This is a genomic window from Bacillus sp. WC2503 (assembly GCF_052682895.1).
The window spans coordinates 4,507,650-4,524,856 of the sequence record NZ_JBQYMD010000001.1; the positions used below are offsets into that span (position 1 = coordinate 4,507,650).

Annotated in this window: 17 protein-coding genes; 5 read left to right on the forward strand and 12 right to left on the reverse strand. The window is 37.0% G+C overall.

What is annotated here, in order from left to right; genetic code table 11:
- Positions 1–144: 144 nt before the first annotated feature.
- Positions 145–1,185 (forward strand): S66 family peptidase, encoded by a 1,041-nt coding sequence (locus ACUN26_RS23265; protein WP_002040072.1) that lies wholly within the window; start codon positions 145–147, stop codon positions 1,183–1,185.
- A gap of 25 nt (positions 1,186–1,210) precedes the next feature.
- Here ACUN26_RS23265 and ACUN26_RS23270 read toward each other — a convergent pair whose 3' ends face one another.
- The gene (locus tag ACUN26_RS23270; protein WP_000779927.1) at positions 1,211–1,573 is read right to left on the reverse strand and encodes a YxeA family protein; all 363 of its coding nucleotides are present in this window, start codon (positions 1,571–1,573) and stop codon (positions 1,211–1,213) included.
- A 234-nt stretch (positions 1,574–1,807) separates the two neighbouring features.
- Between ACUN26_RS23270 and ACUN26_RS23275 the strand changes: the two genes are divergently transcribed.
- A complete protein-coding gene (locus ACUN26_RS23275) occupies positions 1,808–2,845 on the forward strand; it encodes a PTS sugar transporter subunit IIC (RefSeq protein ID WP_000996326.1) in 1,038 nt (345 codons plus the stop codon).
- Positions 2,846–3,233: 388 nt separating this feature from the next.
- Here the strand turns inward: ACUN26_RS23275 and speB are convergent, their stop codons facing one another.
- From speB to ACUN26_RS23295, 4 genes are all read right to left on the reverse strand, one after another.
- Positions 3,234–4,106 carry an agmatinase gene (speB, locus tag ACUN26_RS23280; protein ID WP_001209829.1) on the reverse strand — a complete coding sequence of 291 codons (873 nt, stop codon included), beginning with the start codon at positions 4,104–4,106 and terminating at the stop codon, positions 3,234–3,236.
- A 218-nt stretch (positions 4,107–4,324) separates the two neighbouring features.
- Entirely contained in the window at positions 4,325–5,152 is an 828-nt protein-coding gene (gene speE, locus ACUN26_RS23285; protein WP_000424693.1) for a polyamine aminopropyltransferase, read from the reverse strand.
- 186 nt (positions 5,153–5,338) lie between these two features.
- Positions 5,339–6,502 carry an MFS transporter gene (locus tag ACUN26_RS23290; protein WP_000444237.1) on the reverse strand — a complete coding sequence of 388 codons (1,164 nt, stop codon included), beginning with the start codon at positions 6,500–6,502 and terminating at the stop codon, positions 5,339–5,341.
- 5 nt (positions 6,503–6,507) lie between these two features.
- On the reverse strand, positions 6,508–6,915 hold the full coding sequence (locus tag ACUN26_RS23295; RefSeq protein WP_000276559.1) for a MerR family transcriptional regulator: 408 nt from the start codon (positions 6,913–6,915) through the stop codon (positions 6,508–6,510).
- A 151-nt stretch (positions 6,916–7,066) separates the two neighbouring features.
- Between ACUN26_RS23295 and ACUN26_RS23300 the strand changes: the two genes are divergently transcribed.
- Together ACUN26_RS23300 and ACUN26_RS23305 are read left to right on the forward strand one after the other, a co-directional pair.
- Positions 7,067–7,792 carry a glycerophosphodiester phosphodiesterase gene (locus ACUN26_RS23300; RefSeq protein ID WP_001039753.1) on the forward strand — a complete coding sequence of 242 codons (726 nt, stop codon included), beginning with the start codon at positions 7,067–7,069 and terminating at the stop codon, positions 7,790–7,792.
- Positions 7,793–7,892: 100 nt separating this feature from the next.
- On the forward strand, positions 7,893–9,944 hold the full coding sequence (locus ACUN26_RS23305) for a transglycosylase domain-containing protein (protein WP_001077069.1): 2,052 nt from the start codon (positions 7,893–7,895) through the stop codon (positions 9,942–9,944).
- 35 nt (positions 9,945–9,979) lie between these two features.
- Here the strand turns inward: ACUN26_RS23305 and ACUN26_RS23310 are convergent, their stop codons facing one another.
- Entirely contained in the window at positions 9,980–10,489 is a 510-nt protein-coding gene (locus ACUN26_RS23310) for a YwhD family protein (RefSeq protein WP_000136676.1), read from the reverse strand.
- A 25-nt stretch (positions 10,490–10,514) separates the two neighbouring features.
- Complete coding sequence (locus ACUN26_RS23315; RefSeq protein ID WP_000372440.1) at positions 10,515–11,189, reverse strand: site-2 protease family protein; 675 nt, start codon at positions 11,187–11,189, stop codon at positions 10,515–10,517.
- A 109-nt stretch (positions 11,190–11,298) separates the two neighbouring features.
- Between ACUN26_RS23315 and ACUN26_RS23320 the strand changes: the two genes are divergently transcribed.
- Positions 11,299–11,484 (forward strand): 2-hydroxymuconate tautomerase, encoded by a 186-nt coding sequence (locus ACUN26_RS23320; protein WP_001147171.1) that lies wholly within the window; start codon positions 11,299–11,301, stop codon positions 11,482–11,484.
- 39 nt (positions 11,485–11,523) lie between these two features.
- Here the strand turns inward: ACUN26_RS23320 and ACUN26_RS23325 are convergent, their stop codons facing one another.
- From ACUN26_RS23325 to ACUN26_RS23345, 5 genes are all read right to left on the reverse strand, one after another.
- Entirely contained in the window at positions 11,524–12,828 is a 1,305-nt protein-coding gene (locus tag ACUN26_RS23325; protein ID WP_000262735.1) for an HD domain-containing protein, read from the reverse strand.
- A 146-nt stretch (positions 12,829–12,974) separates the two neighbouring features.
- Positions 12,975–13,913, reverse strand: coding sequence for an ABC transporter substrate-binding protein (locus ACUN26_RS23330; protein ID WP_000787722.1), 939 nt, complete (start codon positions 13,911–13,913; stop codon positions 12,975–12,977).
- A 189-nt stretch (positions 13,914–14,102) separates the two neighbouring features.
- Positions 14,103–14,915, reverse strand: a complete 813-nt coding sequence (locus tag ACUN26_RS23335; protein WP_000212075.1) for an ABC transporter ATP-binding protein — start codon at positions 14,913–14,915, stop codon at positions 14,103–14,105.
- Positions 14,916–14,930: 15 nt separating this feature from the next.
- On the reverse strand, positions 14,931–15,947 hold the full coding sequence (locus ACUN26_RS23340; RefSeq protein ID WP_001260585.1) for a FecCD family ABC transporter permease: 1,017 nt from the start codon (positions 15,945–15,947) through the stop codon (positions 14,931–14,933).
- A complete protein-coding gene (locus tag ACUN26_RS23345; protein WP_000388290.1) occupies positions 15,944–16,999 on the reverse strand; it encodes a FecCD family ABC transporter permease in 1,056 nt (351 codons plus the stop codon). Before ACUN26_RS23345 ends, ACUN26_RS23340 begins: the two co-directional genes overlap by 4 nt.
- Positions 17,000–17,207 lie beyond the last annotated feature (208 nt).

The window sequence follows — 17,207 nt, forward strand, 5'->3', positions numbered from 1 at the left end:
TGCACACCTTTCAAATGTTATAGATATTAAATACTACTTATAATAAATCACTTTTCCTATCATATCAAAAAAAGATGCTGTCTGTCTGCTGAAAAATCAGGAAAACTCCTTTTCAAAAAATAATTCACCCTCACTTTATTTCATATGATAAAATATTTTTTAAATCTAAATATTCTTTTAATTAAAGGGGGGAATGTTGTGATACCAACAAAATTAAAAAAAGGGGATGAAATAAGAGTTATTTCACCATCTTGTAGTTTAAGTATTGTCTCAAATGAAAACAGAAACCTTGCTATAAAAAGATTAACCGACATGGGCTTTCAAGTTACATTCTCAAAATATGCTGATGAGATAGATCGATTCGCTTCCTCTTCTATTTCTTCACGTGTTCAAGACCTCCACGAAGCATTTAGAGACCCTAATGTAAAAGCAATTTTGACGACACTTGGCGGATATAACTCTAACGGCTTATTGAAACATCTCGATTACGATTTAATTCGCGAAAATCCAAAGTTTTTCTGCGGCTATTCTGACATTACTGCTTTACATAACGCACTTTATACAAAAACAGGTCTTGTTACATATTCAGGTCCTCACTTCTCTTCATTTGGAATGGAGAAAGGTCTCGCGTATACAACCGATTACTTTTTTAAATGCTTAACTTCTAATGATTCTATTGAAATCCTACCATCCGAAACGTGGAGTGATGATTCTTGGTATATAGATCAGGAAAATCGAGAATTTATTAAAAATGAAGGATATATTTCGATTCAAGAAGGAGAAGCTACAGGGGATATTATTGGCGGAAATATGAGCACTTTACATTTACTACAAGGTACTCCGTATATGCCAAGCTTACGAGATAAAATTTTATTTCTTGAAGAAGATAGTTTAACGGGAAAAGCTACACTTAAAACTTTCGATCGATACTTACATTCTCTTATGCAGCAAACTGATTTTGAATACGTAAAAGGTATCGTTATAGGGAGAATGCAAAAAGGAGCAGAATGTATGATAGAGGACATTCAAGAAATGATTACTTCAAAGCCTGAACTTGTACATATCCCTATTATTGCGAATGCAAGTTTCGGACATACAACTCCGATCTTTACTTTCCCAATTGGCGGACGTGCAAAAATCATTTCTAATAAAGAAAGTTCAGCTATCACCATTTTAACGCACTAAAAAAGGAGCGAACGATTCGCTCCTTTTATGGTTTTTCTATTTTTTGCAACGCTTTTTGTGGGATTGATTCTTTCGGGATTTCAGCCCATCCTTTTCCCTGCATACCTTTTGCATAAATTTTTATAAAAGCACCCGTATGCAATTCACGGTTCACCATTCTTTTAATAACTTGTAAATTTCCATCTTCTGTATATCCTTTAAATGTATACAAATATTCATCGTCTTTTTTCTCGCTTTTATCTATAACAGCATAATAATCTTGTATTTCTTTATTTGAAAAGAAGTTGTCTACAAAAGCATGCACACCTTCTGTTTTCGTGTTTAAATAATATGCTGTTCCTCCTAAAATAATGGCGAACACAGCTAAAACTTTAATTACCAATTTCATAAATGCGCCTCCTGTTTGCACTACTTTCTCACTAACCGTATGTCTATACCTGTATTATACGAAAAAAAGCATACTATACTCTATCGAAATGCCTTACACTTTCCTTACATTATTGTAAGGGTTTTTCACCTTACAGCAATTTCCCAATAAAAAATTTTTCCGTTTCACAAACTTTTATATTATTATTGAATGATACAAATTTTTATTACAAAAATCAAAGGAGACAGTTTTCAAATGGCTATCTTGCAAGGTTTAGCACTATTACTTGTTGTACTTTGTCTATTTACACTTTTCAGTTACCGTGCGCCTTACGGAATGAAGGCGATGGGTGCTTTAGCTAATGCAGCAATCGCAAGTTTTCTTATTGAAGCATTTCACCGTTATATAGGTGGAGAAATGTTTCATAATGACTTTTTACAATCAGTAGGAGAAGCTTCTGGTAGTATGAGCGGTGTTGCAGCAGCAATTTTAGTAGCATTAGCAATCGGCGTTTCACCCGTATACGCTGTTTTAATCGGTATCGCTACTAGTGGATTCGGTATTTTACCAGGATTTTTTGCTGGATACGTTTGTGCCTTCGTCGTGAAATTTCTCGAAAAGAAATTACCAGCTGGTGTAGAGTTTTTAGCAATCCTATTTATTGCTGCACCAATCTCACGTGGAATGGCCATGCTTATGGATCCACTCGTTAACGCAACACTTGGTAAAATCGGTTCTATGATTTCAGTTGCAACTACAGAAAGCCCTATCATTATGGGTATTATGCTTGGTGGATTAATAACAGTTATTTCTACCTCTCCATTAAGTTCTATGGCATTAACTGCAATGCTTGGATTAACAGGTTTACCAATGGCAATTGGCAGTCTTGCCGTTGCGGCCTCAGCCCCGATGAACTTTATTTTCTTTAAACGACTAAAAATTTGTTCAAAGAAAGATACAATTGCTGTAGCAATCGAGCCTTTAACACAAGCCGATGTTGTCTCAGCAAATCCAATTCCTATCTATATGACAAACTTCGTTGGCGGCGCGCTTGCCGGTATTATTACATCGCTATTCCAGCTCGTTAATAATGCGCCAGGAACAGCATCACCAATTCCAGGGCTTCTCGTCTTGTTTGGATTTAATGACGTTATAAAAGTAACGATCGCTGCTGTACTATGTGGAATCGTTACCACTATTGTCGGATACATCGGATCTATTGTGTTCCGCAAATATCCGATCCGCTCTGCTGATGAAATTCGCGGCATTGCTTCAGAAGAAAAGGTTGCATAAGAAAAAGAGTTATTCTCACCTTTTGAGAATAACTCTTTTTTTCATGTCTTGCTATGGTAAATGGGATTATATCGACGATTTTTTTAATATATCGACTTACCGACACATAACGGATAAAATAAAAGCCCCTATTCATAGGGGACTCTTACTTTATCCAGCTACAGCGGCTAGAATGATCGGTGGCTTCGCTTCTTCCTTCGAGGCAAAAAGCGCCTCTACGTCTGAAGCTCCATCCTCCTCACATTCTGAGCGAGCCGCTTCCGCTTTTATTTCTATCCAGTTACGCCTCCTAGCCCCTTGCGTCTAAGAACCTTCCCTGCCAAAAGATAAAAAGCACCTTTTGCAGGAAAGAACCTTAGTCACCGGGTCTAAACAGTCGGCTTCACTTTTACTTTACCCAACCGAGCAGCATTTCCCGCACGAATTTGCTTGCTGCGACTGGTGTTTGATCACTATGGTCGTAGACAGGAGCTACTTCTACTAAGTCTGCTCCAACTACATTTATATTTGAATTTGCAATTGCCATGATGGAATCTAATAGTTCTTTAGATGTGATACCTCCAGCCTCTAACGTTCCTGTTCCAGGAGCATGAGCTGGGTCTAATACATCAATGTCGATTGTGACATAGACTGGACGTCCTGCAAGTTTCGGTAATACTTCTTTTAACGGCTCTAATACGTCAAATTTGTATAAGTTCATACCTACTTCTTTCGCCCATTCAAATTCTTCCTTCATTCCAGAACGAATTCCGAAAGAATATACGTTTTCCGGACCAATTAAATCACACACTTTACGAATTGGTGTAGAGTGGGATAAAGGCTCCCCTTCATACGATTCACGTAAATCAGTATGAGCATCCATGTGGATGATTGCTAAATCCGGATATTTTTTTGCCATTGCCTTAAAAATTGGCCAAGACACTAAGTGCTCACCGCCGAGACCTAGTGGAAACTTACCGGCATCTAAAAGTTTTGATACATACTCTTCAATCATGTCTAAGCTGCGTTGTGCATTTCCGAATGGTAATGGGATATCACCCGCATCAAAATATTTTACCTCTTCTAGTTCACGATCTAAATACGGACTATATTCTTCAAGACCGATTGATACTTCACGAATACGTGCAGGGCCAAAGCGAGATCCTGGACGGAAACTTACTGTCCAATCCATAGGCATCCCATAAATAACCGCCTTTGACTCTTCAAAACTTGGATGACTTTTAATAAATACTTTACCTGAATAAGCTTCATCAAAACGCATATTCTTTTCCTCCTTATGTGGAACTTAAGGTATCCCAACCTTTCATTATTTCTCAAATTTGGAGCGTACTGCTCCTCTTTCTCGATTTACCTGGGCCTTCTTGTTATCACAAGAAGACTACTTCATTTGTAGCAGTGTAAGTAACTAGCATGTTCAAGCCTTCTAGACAAACACCTTAAATGAGTTACTTACACTTTATTTATTTCAATTTAACGCTCTTACTTAATTAAATCGCCAACAAATTTCGGTAATGCGAATGCTGCATTGTGTAATTCTTTTGTGTAGTATTTCGTTTCGATTTCGTGGAAACGCTCTTCACTTACTTCTAGTGGATCATGTTTTTTAGATCCGATTGTGAATGTCCAAAGTCCACTTGGATACGTTGGAATGTTTGCTGTGTATAAACGAGTAATTGGGAAGATCTCTTTTACGTCTTTGAACACAGTTGTAATTAGTTCTGGTGTGAACCAAGGGTTGTCCGTTTGTGCAACGAAAATACCATCTTCTTTTAACGCTTTAGAGATTCCAGCGTAGAAACCTTTCGTAAATAAGTTTACTGCTGGTCCTACCGGCTCAGTAGAATCTACCATAATTACGTCATATTCATTTTCGCTTTCTGCGATGTGTAGGAAACCGTCTCCTACTTTCACCTCTACACGCTCATCATCTAATGCGCCTGCAATTGATGGTAAGTACTGTTTAGAGTACTCAATTACTTTTCCATCAATTTCAACAAGAGTTGCTTTTTTTACGCTTGGGTGTTTTAACACTTCACGAATAACACCGCCATCACCACCACCGACAACTAATACGTTTTCAGGGTTTGGATGTGTAAATAAAGGTACGTGCGCTACCATTTCATGATAAACGAACTCATCTTTTTCTGTTGTCATGACCATGCCATCTAAAATAAGCATGTTTCCGAACTCTTCCGTTTCAACCATATCAAGTTTTTGGAATTCTGTTTGCTCCGTATGTAATGTGCGGTTAATACGTGCCGTAATCCCAAAATGTTTTGTTTGTTTTTCAGTGAACCATAGTTCCATCGTACAATCACGCCTTTCAATGCAAATTTATAATAGGGACATCATTAATGTCCCCTAACAAAAATAAAACAAAACATCCAAAATGTATAGTTAAAAGTACAAAAATACCGAAAATATATTTTAGTCAGAGGGTTCTAACATATATGTGGAAAGGGTTTGTCTTGTAATAGGAAAGAAAACCCTTTCTTAAGAAAGGGCTTTTGTCTCTATTTCTACCGGTTTACGAATCGGAATTAAGATCATAACGCAACCAACTAATACAACAACTCCACCGACTAAAAATGGACTTTGTGGTGAAACAGTGTGTCCGATAACTCCTGATAAAATGGGAGCAATCGCTCCTCCTAACCAACGAACGAAGTTATAAACACCTGAAGTAACAGATCTTTCATAAGGTGAAATATCCATTACATAGCTTGTATATAATGCATTATTTAAACCAGATGCTAATCCTGATAGGACAATTAATACGATTTGTAACCACATAATTTTCACAAAGAATAATGCAATTAAGAAAATCGCAAATACGAGTAAACTACCTTTTAACAATGTTTTCGGTTCATATTTTCCTTCTAGCCTATGTGCTAAAATTGCGGAACCGTAAGCTAACGCTAATCCCCATCCACAAAATACAAAACCTAATTGAATAGCTGATAAATGCATAATAAGTGGTGAATATGCTAGCACGACGAAAAATCCGTAGTAGTATAACATCCCTGAAATCGCACCTTGCATAAACGGTTTATATTTCACCAAGTTAAGTAATTCACCTACGCCCGCTGCTTTACGCTTCACTTTTCGCTCCGGTTCTTTTACAAAAAAGAATACTAAAATAAATGCTAAGAAAATTAAAATACTCGTTGCGAAAAATGGGTAACGCCAAGAATGTCCACCTAATATACCACCTAACAATGGGCCACCTGCCATTCCTAAACCGATAGCTGCTTCATATAATCCTACTGCTTCATGAACCTCCTTACTTAATGCTATTAAAAGTGTCATTGCTGTAGCAAAAAACATCGCATTTCCTAATCCCCATCCAGCACGGAAAAGAGATAATTGAGCAATCGTTTGCGATATACCGCATATAAACGCAAATACAGTTACAATTGCAAGACCGATTGTCATCATGCGCTTATCACCAAATCTTGATGCGAATATACCAGCTGGTAACATCATAATTGCCATCGTTAAAATATATGCGGTAAATAACATTTCAACTTGCCAATGTGTTGCACCAATTTTCTCAGCAATAATTGGCAAGATTGGATCGACTACCCCTATACCAGAAAAGGCAAGGAAAGTAGCCACCACTGTAATCAATCTCCCTAGTTTTTGTTTGCTCTCCATTTCAATCATTCTCCTTTTATGCTCTCTAAAAATGTCACTGCACGATGTAAACTATCTTCAAGTTCTGCCTTTACACGCTGCATTTGCTCCATTTTTTCATCCAACGTTTGCACTTGTTTCTCAAGCATATCTTTAATTTCTTGAATCACTTCGCGATCGCGAGGATTCTCGCTATTTCTTCTTTGTTCCATTCTTTCTTTTAACGATAAGAAATGTTGCATTTCTTGAAGCGTGATTCCTAATACTTCTTTCGCTTCCACGATCCTTTTAATTCTTGCAATATCCTCATCCGTATAAAGCCGAATGTTCCCCTCACTACGCTCCGGGGGATGAATTAAACCAATTTCCTCATAATAACGAAGTGTACGCTTTGTTAAACCAACTTGCTTTGTTACTTCATCAATTTTATACATGTTTATTCCTCCCTTCACTCAATTATTACATTTTACGTTAACGTTAACTTTTGTGCAACTGTTAGACTTTTGTAAATTTTTTTCATATAAATTGTATTTTTCTCATAGCGGTTTCATAATGAAGGAAAAGAGATGATAAGGAGATTTTCACATGAATAAACCACTTATTTTCGCTCACCGCGGGGTAAAAGGAACACATCCAGAAAATACGATGATCGCCTTCCAAGAAGCTGAACGCATTGGCGCTCATGGGATTGAACTTGATGTTCATCTATCAAAAGATGGCGAACTTGTCGTAATCCACGATGAAACAGTTGATCGCACAACAAATGGCGCAGGGATTGTTTCTGAAAAAACGGTAGAGGAACTACAATCATTGGACGCTGGTAGCCATAAAGATCCTTCTTTCCATGAAGCAAAAATCCCAACGTTACGCGAAGTTTTCATCTGGCTTTCCACAACGAACTTACAACTAAATATCGAATTAAAAACAGATGTGATTCACTACCCAAATATTGAAGAGAAAGTTGTTGCACTTGTTCGTGAATATCATCTTTCTAATCAAATTGTATTCTCATCATTTAACCATGACTCTGTTTCATTATTAGCAGAAATAGCTCCTGAAATCCCAAGGGCAATTTTATATGATACGCCACTTGCTGATCCTATTGCTGAAGCAAAAATTAGAGAAGCAACTGGTTTACATCCAAACTTTCAGCTACTAACTAAAGAATTCGTACAGTTAGCACAAAAACAAGGGTACGTTTTCCGCCCTTATACAATTAACGAATACAAAGATTTACAAACGATAATTGATTATGGTGTAGATGTCATCATCACCGATTGGCCAGCACGTGCCTTTGAGCTCCTTTCTTAATTGAAGGGGCTTTTTTGTTTTCAAAATTTCATTGTTTAAAATAAATGAAAATCCTCAATACTAATACAATAATGTTTGTATTAATGAGGGGCTGAAAAAGATGAATCAAACTATGAATCCAAAACTTAAAAAATATAAACGTCTTTTCTTCACCGTAATGTTTTCTTGTGTTCTTTTTTTCGTTTTTTCCTTTTTTGTTATTATTATAGTTGCGAAAATTATGGGACCACCTCCTGTCGCAGTCCCGCAAACAAGCGTCTTTTACGCGAATGATGATACAGTTATTGGACAAAGTAACGAAATACAAAAGCGTTACAATGTCTCTCTTAATGAAATTTCCCCCTATGTAAAAGAAGCGACACTTTCTATTGAAGACCAAAGATTTTATAAGCATCATGGCTTCGATATGAAACGTATTGCAGGTGCAATTGTTGCTGATTTAAAAGCGATGGCAAAAGTGCAAGGTGCTAGTACAATTACACAACAATACGCACGTAATCTATATTTAGATCATGATAAAACGTGGAAACGGAAACTATTAGAGGCAATGTATACTGTCCGCCTTGAAGTGAATTATAATAAAAATCATATTTTAGAAGGTTATTTAAATACAATTTATTACGGACATGGTGCTTATGGCATCGAAGCTGCGTCTCGTCTATATTTCGATAAAACAGCAAAAGAATTAACATTAGCAGAAGCCAGTATGCTTGCAGGAATCCCGAAAGGACCTAGTGTCTACTCTCCCTTTTTAAAAGAAGAACGTGCTAAAGGACGTCAATCTCTCATATTAGATGAAATGGTAGAACAAGGTTATATTACGAAGCAGCAAGCAGCTTCTGCAAAAAAGGAACCGCTAACTTTTGCCTCGCTTGATACGAAAAAAGTAGCAGAGGTTGCGCCTTATTTCCAAGATGCTGTACAAGCTTCTCTTCTTCGGGATATCGGACTGGATGAGCAAGCCTTACAACGAGGTGGCTTACGTATTTATACAACGTTAGATCCTAAGTTACAATCTGTAGCAGAACAAGCTGTCAAAGATCATATACCTGAAACAGCAAACATACAAACTGCCCTCGTCTCTATGAATCCAAAAACAGGTGAAGTGGCTGCTCTTGTTGGAGGAACTGATTATAATACGAGTCAATTTAACAGGGCTACACAAGCCGTCCGTCAGCCTGGATCTACATTTAAACCCTTTCTATATTACGCAGCTTTGGAACGAGGATTCACCCCTGCTACGCGCTTAAAAAGCGAATACACTGTATTCACTTTAGGTGACGGTGTTTCAAAGTATAAACCGAAAAACTATAAAGATTATTACGCAGATGATTTCGTAACGATGGCACAAGCTCTCGCAGTCTCTGATAACATATACGCTGTGAAAACAAATTTATTTTTAGGTGATGACACGCTCGCAAAAACAGCGAAGCAATTCGGAATTAAGAGTGCATTAAAAGATGTGCCTTCCCTAGCTCTCGGTACGTCTCCTGTAAAACCAATTGAAATGGTGAATGCTTATAGTATGTTCGCAAACGGTGGAAAAGAAGTAAAACCTATCTTTATTCGCCGTATTATGGATCATGAAGGGAACATGTTATACGATGCTCATTTGGAGAGCAAACAAGTTCTCGATAAGAGCAAAGCGTTTGTGATGGAAGAAATGATGACTGGTATGTTTAATAAAAAACTAAGCAGTTATGCCGCTGTAACTGGTCAATCTATGTTATCAAAACTATCAAGAACATATGCCGGAAAGTCTGGTTCTACTGAAACCGATAGTTGGATGATTGGATTCACTCCGCAAATTGTAACTGGTGTATGGGTTGGATACGATCAACCTAAATCTATTTCAAACGTAGCAGAACAAGGATATGCGAAAAAAATATGGACCGATACGATGGAGAAAGGCTTAGATGGACAGCCTAAAAAGGATTTTAAACAACCAAGTGATGTCGTAGCCGTTAATATTAACCCAGAAAACGGCAAGATCGCTACAAAGAACTGTCCAATTTCAGTTAAAATGTATTTCGCCAAAGGCACCGAGCCTACTGAATATTGTATGGATCATGTCGATGATAAAGAGGAATTTGAAAAAACAAGTGAAGAAAAGAAAAAAACAAGTTGGTGGAAAAAATATCTTCCTTGGTAAAAAAAATAGCTGACGGACATCCGTCAGCTATTTTTTTATTCACTTAATAATGCATGACGCAATTCTTCACTAGACTCGTTCCAAATCGCTTCATTATGTTCTTTCAAGAACGTACCAAGTACTTTTTTAGAAGATTCATCCATATGTTCAACCATAATGTGACGCTTCAATGATTTATCCATTTTGTTTACATGCTCTGGAAGTGATTTATATCCGCGGCGAATTTCACGGTCTACTGTCATTTCACAAGCTGTTACCCCTGCGTAATAAGCACCGTTCGGTGTTCTTTCAATTGTTACCCAAACAAGCCAAAATGGTTTTCCGTTTGGAACGTCATCTTTATTTGTTAAAAACTTAATTCCTTTTTCTACCGTACTACGCGCATGCATCGCACCGATATCAACGAATGCAGTTTTCTCTAGTACATCAACAAATACAGGTGAAATGTTTTCTAAGCTTAATGCCCCAACACCAAATCCACCATGTCCATCTGTTGAATCATTTTTCACGATATTAAAACCGATTTTCTTCTTTTTCTCTGTCATATGTAACTTCCTCCTCACTTAAAAATTATAAAAGCCCAAAAATAGGCGCAATGATACTTTGTAAAAATACGAATACATACGGAATGACAACATTGAAAATAGGTTGAATTGTGTAATTGCTAAGCGGTGTAATAACAAGAATTAATAACGCAATTGCTCCATATTTTTCATACTGTGTCATTTTCGCACGAATATTTGCTGGTGCTAAATCTTCCACAACGCGATATCCATCAAGTGGCGGAATCGGTAATAAGTTAAATACAAGTAAAACGATATTAAGCATAATAAAAATTTGGAAGAATCGACCTAATGTATCTGCTACTGCAAATGGAATTGAGTCTAGTACGCCAAATGTTAATAAGCTATACCAAATAATTAAACCAATCGCACTTAAAATTAAGTTACTAATCGGTCCTGCAATAGAAACTAATATCCCTGCAAGACGTGGTCTTTTAAAGTTATACGGGTTAACAGGCACCGGTCTTGCCCAACCGAATCCAAGAATTAATACTGCAATCATCCCGATAGGATCTAAATGGGCCATCGGTGATAACGTTAAACGTCCTTGTTTTTTCGCTGTATCGTCCCCAAATTTATATGCCACATATGCATGTGCAAATTCATGAACGGATAGTGCAATAATAATCGCCATTGCTACTAACGGAATTTCGTGCAATGGATATCTAAATAACTGATCCATACTTCATCTCCTCTTCAATATGTCAAAAAAGAAATTATTTTTTTCCGATTGTTCTTCCCCATAATCCGCTATAATAAGAGTGTAACTTACATAAAAGGAGCGATTGTACATGCCATACGTAACAGTGAAAATGCTAGAAGGACGCACAGAGGAACAAAAGAAAGCTCTTGCTGAGAAAGTAACAGCAGCAGTAAGCGAAACAACTGGTGCTCCTGAAGAAAACATCGTTGTTTTCATCGAAGAAATGTCTAAAAACCATTATGCAGTTGGCGGAAAACGCTTAAGCGACAAATAATTTCAAGTTCTTTCATAAGAAGCAGCCATTAGCTGCTTCTTATTTTTTGCCTTCTAACAACTCGATAATTCTCTCTTTATATTTTCCTTTTCTTCCATCTTCATAGATTAAATCATGCGGATAGAATAACTTTTGGTCCGTTCTCTTCTTCCCCGTAATCGCCTCAACAATATCCGATTCACGTGAAAGCTCTCTAAGTTCCCCGTTCGGCATAAGGAGTAAGATTGGCAGACGCTCTTCCTCTTCTCCTGCGCGATAAAAGTCATATGGTAAATCCGATGTTGAATCAACAACTAAATAATACTCTGGATCTAGTCCAATCTTTTTAAATAAGCTGCTTAGCTCCATCCAATTATCTAAACCGTGCTTATCTGTAAACTCTACATATTTAAATAGATTTCGATTCATAAAACGACGGCATAAGTCACTTAAAATTGGATCTTCTTCGTCTTGCCATACTTGGAAGTAATAATACATTACGTTCTCGTCTAGCTTTAAATAATCCTCTACTGTCACTTCTTCTTCAAACAAAGAATAGAAATGAACAGGATGATTTTTAAACGCATAATACTTCTCATGCAATGATTTAGCACGGTGTAAAATCTTCGTTAAAATAACTTCTGCACTGCGCGTTACCGGATGGAAATATACTTGCCAATACATTTGATAACGGCTCATAATATAATGCTCAACAGCATGCATACCACTATTTTTAATAACTACTTGATTCCCATACGGACGCATGACACGCAATATACGTTCCATATCAAAGTTCCCGTACTTTACACCTGTGAAATAAGCATCTCTTAATAAATAATCCATACGATCTGCATCAATTTGACTTGAAATCATACTAATCGCTAATTTATTAGTAGATGTTTTCGCAATTACATCTGCCACTTTTTGCGGGAAGTCCTTATCCACACGACTTAATACACGATTAATTTCCGTATCTCCTACGATAATCTTTTGCGTAAATTTCTCATGATCTAATGAAAATACTTTTTCAAACGAATGAGAAAATGGGCCGTGACCGACATCATGAAGTAATGCCGCACATAAACATAACAATCTATCTTCAGCATTCCAGTTCGGTCTGCCATCAAACACATCATCAATCATACGACGAATAATTTCATATACACCTAACGAATGAGTAAAGCGACTATGCTCTGCACCGTGAAATGTAAAAAATGTTGTTCCAAGCTGCTTAATACGGCGCAAGCGTTGAAATTCTTTCGTTCCGATTAAATCCCAAATAACACGATCACGCACGTGCACATATTTATGTACTGGGTCTTTAAACACTTTTGTTTCGCTGAGTTTGTCGTTTAAATATACCACTTTTCGACATCCCCCTTTCTTTACTGCATTCTTACTATATATTATAAACGAAATAGGAAACAGAAAGAAATGAAAGACTGTATTAATTGCCCTTATATAAAGAAAAAATCACCTTTACCGAAGTAAAAGCGATTTCTTTTTATACATTATTTTCCTAAAACGAACTCAGCAACTTCATCTAAGATCATTTCTTTTCCTAGTGGGAAGTAACCTTTGTTTAGATCTTCATTTTTAATTGTAAATACGTGGTTATTTTTAACAGCATTCATGTTTTTCCAAATTGATTCTTCTTGGAATTCTTTTAGACGCTGAGAACCGTCACCCGTTGTAAATACAAATAAGTAATCTGGGTTGTAATCGATTAAAGCTTCTTTTTGTACTTGTACTAATGGTTTATCAGTTGGTGTACCTTTAACTGCTGGTAATTTTAAATCATTAAAGATTACGCTACCGTAACCGTAGTCACCATATACACGGAATGCATTTGGATATGCAGCCATTTTCATGAATGTTGCATCACCAGTTTTAGCGATAATTTTATCATGTAATTTGCTTGCTTTTTCATCATACTTTTTAAACCATTCTTTTGTTTCTTTCTCTTTACCAAGAATTTGGCCTACTTCTTCAAACTTTGGACGCCATTGATCTAATGGAGTGTTTAACATAACTGTTGGTGCAATTTTAGATAATTGATCGTAAATCTTTTCTTGACGATTATTTACAAGAATTAAGTCTGGTTTTGCAGCAGCTACTGCTTCGATGTTAATTTTATCGCCCCAAGCAGAACCAACTGGTTTAACGTCTTTTAATTTATTTGCAATATGTGCATCAATTTTTTCTTGAGATGTATTAGCTGTAATAATTGGTTTCATACCAAAGATTAATAATTCTTCTGTTGAACCACTAAGGTCAGCAATTTTCTTTGGATTTGCAGGGATTTTAATCTCCCCTTTTGCATGTTTTACAGTGCGCTCTTCAGTCTTCGCATCTGCTTTCTTTTCTTCTTCTTTGTTAGAACAAGCTGCAAATAGTACAGAAGTAACCACTAGTACCATTGCTAATAGTGCCATTTTAAAATTCTTCATGTTCCCACTCCTTCTGGCTGTATTTATCTTATAATTTAGGATGAACTATAAGAAACAAAAATAACAATTAATCAATATATATTTATTAACCGTTGTTAATGACCCATTCTAACGGGCGTTCAACTTCCCATTTATAAGTAAGAAGCTCAACGTCCATTAGAAGTCCCCCTCTTTACGAGGGGGTTCTACTTATGCTTTTTTACGCAATTGATTACTAATCATCGCTAAATCATATGTTAAACAAATCGGTTTACAGTTTACTGGACATGGAACGATTTGCGCTTCAATCTCAAACACGTTACGAAGTGTTTCACTTGTCATAACCTCATCTGGCGTTCCTTGTTTCATTAACTTACCTGCTTTTAATGCAATCATATGATCAGAGAAACGAGAAGCATGATTTAAATCGTGAATAACCATCACAATTGTCCTACCTTCTTCTTGGTTCAATTTCTTCAGTAAGTTTAATACTTCAAGTTGATGTGCCATATCTAAATATGTCGTTGGTTCATCTAATACAAGTAAATCTGTTCCTTGTGCAAGAGCCATCGCAATCCATACCCGTTGACGTTGACCACCTGATAAGGCTTCTGCTGAACGATTTGCGAACTCTGTCATTCCCGTCACTTCAAGTGCCCAATGAATGTAGCGATAGTCTTCTTCTTTCAATGTTCCAAATCCTTTTTGATGAGGAAAACGTCCATATGAAACAAGTTCAAACACAGTAAGGCCTGTTGGCACTTCTGCAGTTTGTGGTAAGATCGCCATTTTCTTTGCGATTTCTTTCGTTGGCTGTTTCTCAATTGCTTTTCCATCAAGATAAACAGTACCTTTTTTCGCCTTCAAAATACGAGAAGCCGTTTTTAATAATGTGGATTTCCCACAACCATTTGGTCCAATAATCGTTGTAATTTTTCCTTCCGGAATTTCAACTGTTAATCCATCAATAATTAATCCTTCATTATAGCCAACAGATACCGAATCAACTGCTAAAGTTGCCATACAAAAAGCCTCCCTTTATTTTGTCCTCATAAGTAAATATATGAAATATGGTGCACCAATTACAGAAATAACAAGACCGACCGGTATTTCTGAAGTTGGCAACACACTTCTTGAAATTACATCTGCAAATAAAAGCAAGAACGTTCCTATTAATGCTGCAGTTGGTAACATGATTTGATGTTTACCACCAACAAGGCGTCTCGCTAAATGAGGAGCCATTAAACCGATAAAACCTATTCCGCCCGCCACCGCAACAGATGCACCAGCTAAACAAACTGCAATAAATAATAATTTACGTCTTTCTTTTTCTACGTTTACACCAAGGCCAACAGCTGTAGAGTCGCCTAAATTCATTACATTTAATATGTGTGCTTTACTAATAGCAAGCGGTAAGAAAATAACCATCCATGGAAGTACACTTAATACGAATTTCCAATCTGTACCCCAGAGACTTCCTGCTAACCAAATCGTAGCAAAACGAAAATCGTTAGATGTCATCTTCATAGAGAAAATTAAACTAACGGCACCAAATCCAGCCGCAACGGCAATACCAACAAGTATTAATCGAGTCGATGAAACGCCGTCTTTCCATGCTAATAAGTAAATAATAACTGCCGCTAATATCGCACCAACTAGGGCGAAAAATGGAAGGATAAATACAGATAAAAATGTACCTGTCCCAACTTTTCCAAAGAAAAAGTAGACGAATATAACAACCGTTAATCCCGCTCCAGCGTTAATACCTATAATACCTGGATCAGCAAGTGGATTTCTTGATAGTCCTTGCAGAATTGCACCTGACATGGCTAACGCAGATCCTACTAATATAGCGATAACCATACGCGGCATACGAAATTCAAATAAAATAACTGACTGATCTTCAGCCCCGAGTCCAACCAATGACTTTAATACATCCATTGGTGGTATTTTAAAAGTTCCTGTATTTAAACTAATAAGAAATATAGAAATGATTAATCCTACTAAAATTGTTAAAACAGAAACGTTCTTTTTTGTTAAAATGCTCGTCCTCACATTTTTCCTCTCCCTTCGTTACGTGCTAAGTAGAGGAAGAATGGAACCCCAATTAGCGCTGTAATTGCTCCAATTGGCGTTTCAAATGGTGGATTAATAACGCGAGATAACATATCTGCACACTCAATTAACAATCCACCTAAGACTGCAGAACATGGAATAACCCATCTATAGTCTGAGCCTACTAGGAAACGAGTCATATGTGGAATTACAAGACCAACAAACCCAACTGACCCTGCCATAGAAACTGCAGAACCTGTTAACACAAGAACAAGTACTGTTCCGATAAATTTAATTAATGTCGTATTTTGACCAAGTCCAATCGCAATTTCTTCACCGAAGCTCAAGATTGTAATATACCTCGACATCATAATTGCAATAAAGAGACAAACTAGACCAATTGGCACTAACATATTAATACTTTGCCATTTCACTCCAGCAACTCCGCCTGCATTCCACATACTCACCTCTTGGGCAAGATTGAAATACAGCGCAATTCCAGATGAAATTGCCCCTAATAAAGCACTAATTGCTGCACCTGCTAAAGCTAATTTCACAGGTGTTAATCCACCTGGTGAAGAAGACCCAATTCCATATACAATACTTGCGCCAAACGCAGCTCCAATAAAAGATGCGATAACAAACATTAAATAAGGTGAATTAGGGAAGAATGCATACATAATTGCAATCCCGAATACAGCGCCATCTGTAATCCCCATTAACGATGGTGATGCAAGTGGATTTCGCGTCATACCTTGCATAATTGCTCCTGATACTGCTAAAAAGGCACCTGCAACTACGCCCCCTATTGCTCTAGGCATGCGAAGTTCTTGAATTACGTTATGATGCGTAATAGATCCGTCAAACTGAAACACAGCTTGCCATACAGTCTTTAAACTAATATCTGCCGCGCCAAACGAAATAGAAACTGCCATGCTTAAAGCTAACAAAATTGTACCCGCTACTAAAATAATAGAAGCGATGAGCGGCCTGCTCTTAATCTCTTTAACACTCTCATCTTGTTGTTCTACACTCCTTGCGCTCGCTTCCATCCCTCAACCATCCTAACCAACAACATATATTTAATAAAATGAAATTTATTCTCAAATAGTAATAAAAAAATAGGTGAATTGGCTTATTCTTGATAATGATTATCAGAATCAGACACTTTCTATTCTACCCACCGCTTCAAAAGGCTGTCAACCATTATTTCGAAATACAAATTCATATAAATTGACAATGTAATGAACAGTTGATGTC

Bases quoted from the DNA above. Each gene is read 5' to 3' on its own strand.
- ACUN26_RS23265 (WP_002040072.1), top strand. From the start codon at position 145: ATGATAAAATATTTTTTAAATCTAAATATTCTTTTAATTAAAGGGGGG.
- ACUN26_RS23270 (WP_000779927.1), bottom strand. From the start codon at position 1,573: ATGAAATTGGTAATTAAAGTTTTAGCTGTGTTCGCCATTATTTTAGGA.
- ACUN26_RS23275 (WP_000996326.1), top strand. From the start codon at position 1,808: ATGGCTATCTTGCAAGGTTTAGCACTATTACTTGTTGTACTTTGTCTA.
- speB (WP_001209829.1), bottom strand. From the start codon at position 4,106: ATGCGTTTTGATGAAGCTTATTCAGGTAAAGTATTTATTAAAAGTCAT.
- speE (WP_000424693.1), bottom strand. From the start codon at position 5,152: ATGGAACTATGGTTCACTGAAAAACAAACAAAACATTTTGGGATTACG.
- ACUN26_RS23290 (WP_000444237.1), bottom strand. From the start codon at position 6,502: ATGGAGAGCAAACAAAAACTAGGGAGATTGATTACAGTGGTGGCTACT.
- ACUN26_RS23295 (WP_000276559.1), bottom strand. From the start codon at position 6,915: ATGTATAAAATTGATGAAGTAACAAAGCAAGTTGGTTTAACAAAGCGT.
- ACUN26_RS23300 (WP_001039753.1), top strand. From the start codon at position 7,067: ATGAATAAACCACTTATTTTCGCTCACCGCGGGGTAAAAGGAACACAT.
- ACUN26_RS23305 (WP_001077069.1), top strand. From the start codon at position 7,893: ATGAATCAAACTATGAATCCAAAACTTAAAAAATATAAACGTCTTTTC.
- ACUN26_RS23310 (WP_000136676.1), bottom strand. From the start codon at position 10,489: ATGACAGAGAAAAAGAAGAAAATCGGTTTTAATATCGTGAAAAATGAT.
- ACUN26_RS23315 (WP_000372440.1), bottom strand. From the start codon at position 11,189: ATGGATCAGTTATTTAGATATCCATTGCACGAAATTCCGTTAGTAGCA.
- ACUN26_RS23320 (WP_001147171.1), top strand. From the start codon at position 11,299: ATGCCATACGTAACAGTGAAAATGCTAGAAGGACGCACAGAGGAACAA.
- ACUN26_RS23330 (WP_000787722.1), bottom strand. From the start codon at position 13,913: ATGAAGAATTTTAAAATGGCACTATTAGCAATGGTACTAGTGGTTACT.
- ACUN26_RS23335 (WP_000212075.1), bottom strand. From the start codon at position 14,915: ATGGCAACTTTAGCAGTTGATTCGGTATCTGTTGGCTATAATGAAGGA.
- ACUN26_RS23345 (WP_000388290.1), bottom strand. From the start codon at position 16,999: ATGGAAGCGAGCGCAAGGAGTGTAGAACAACAAGATGAGAGTGTTAAA.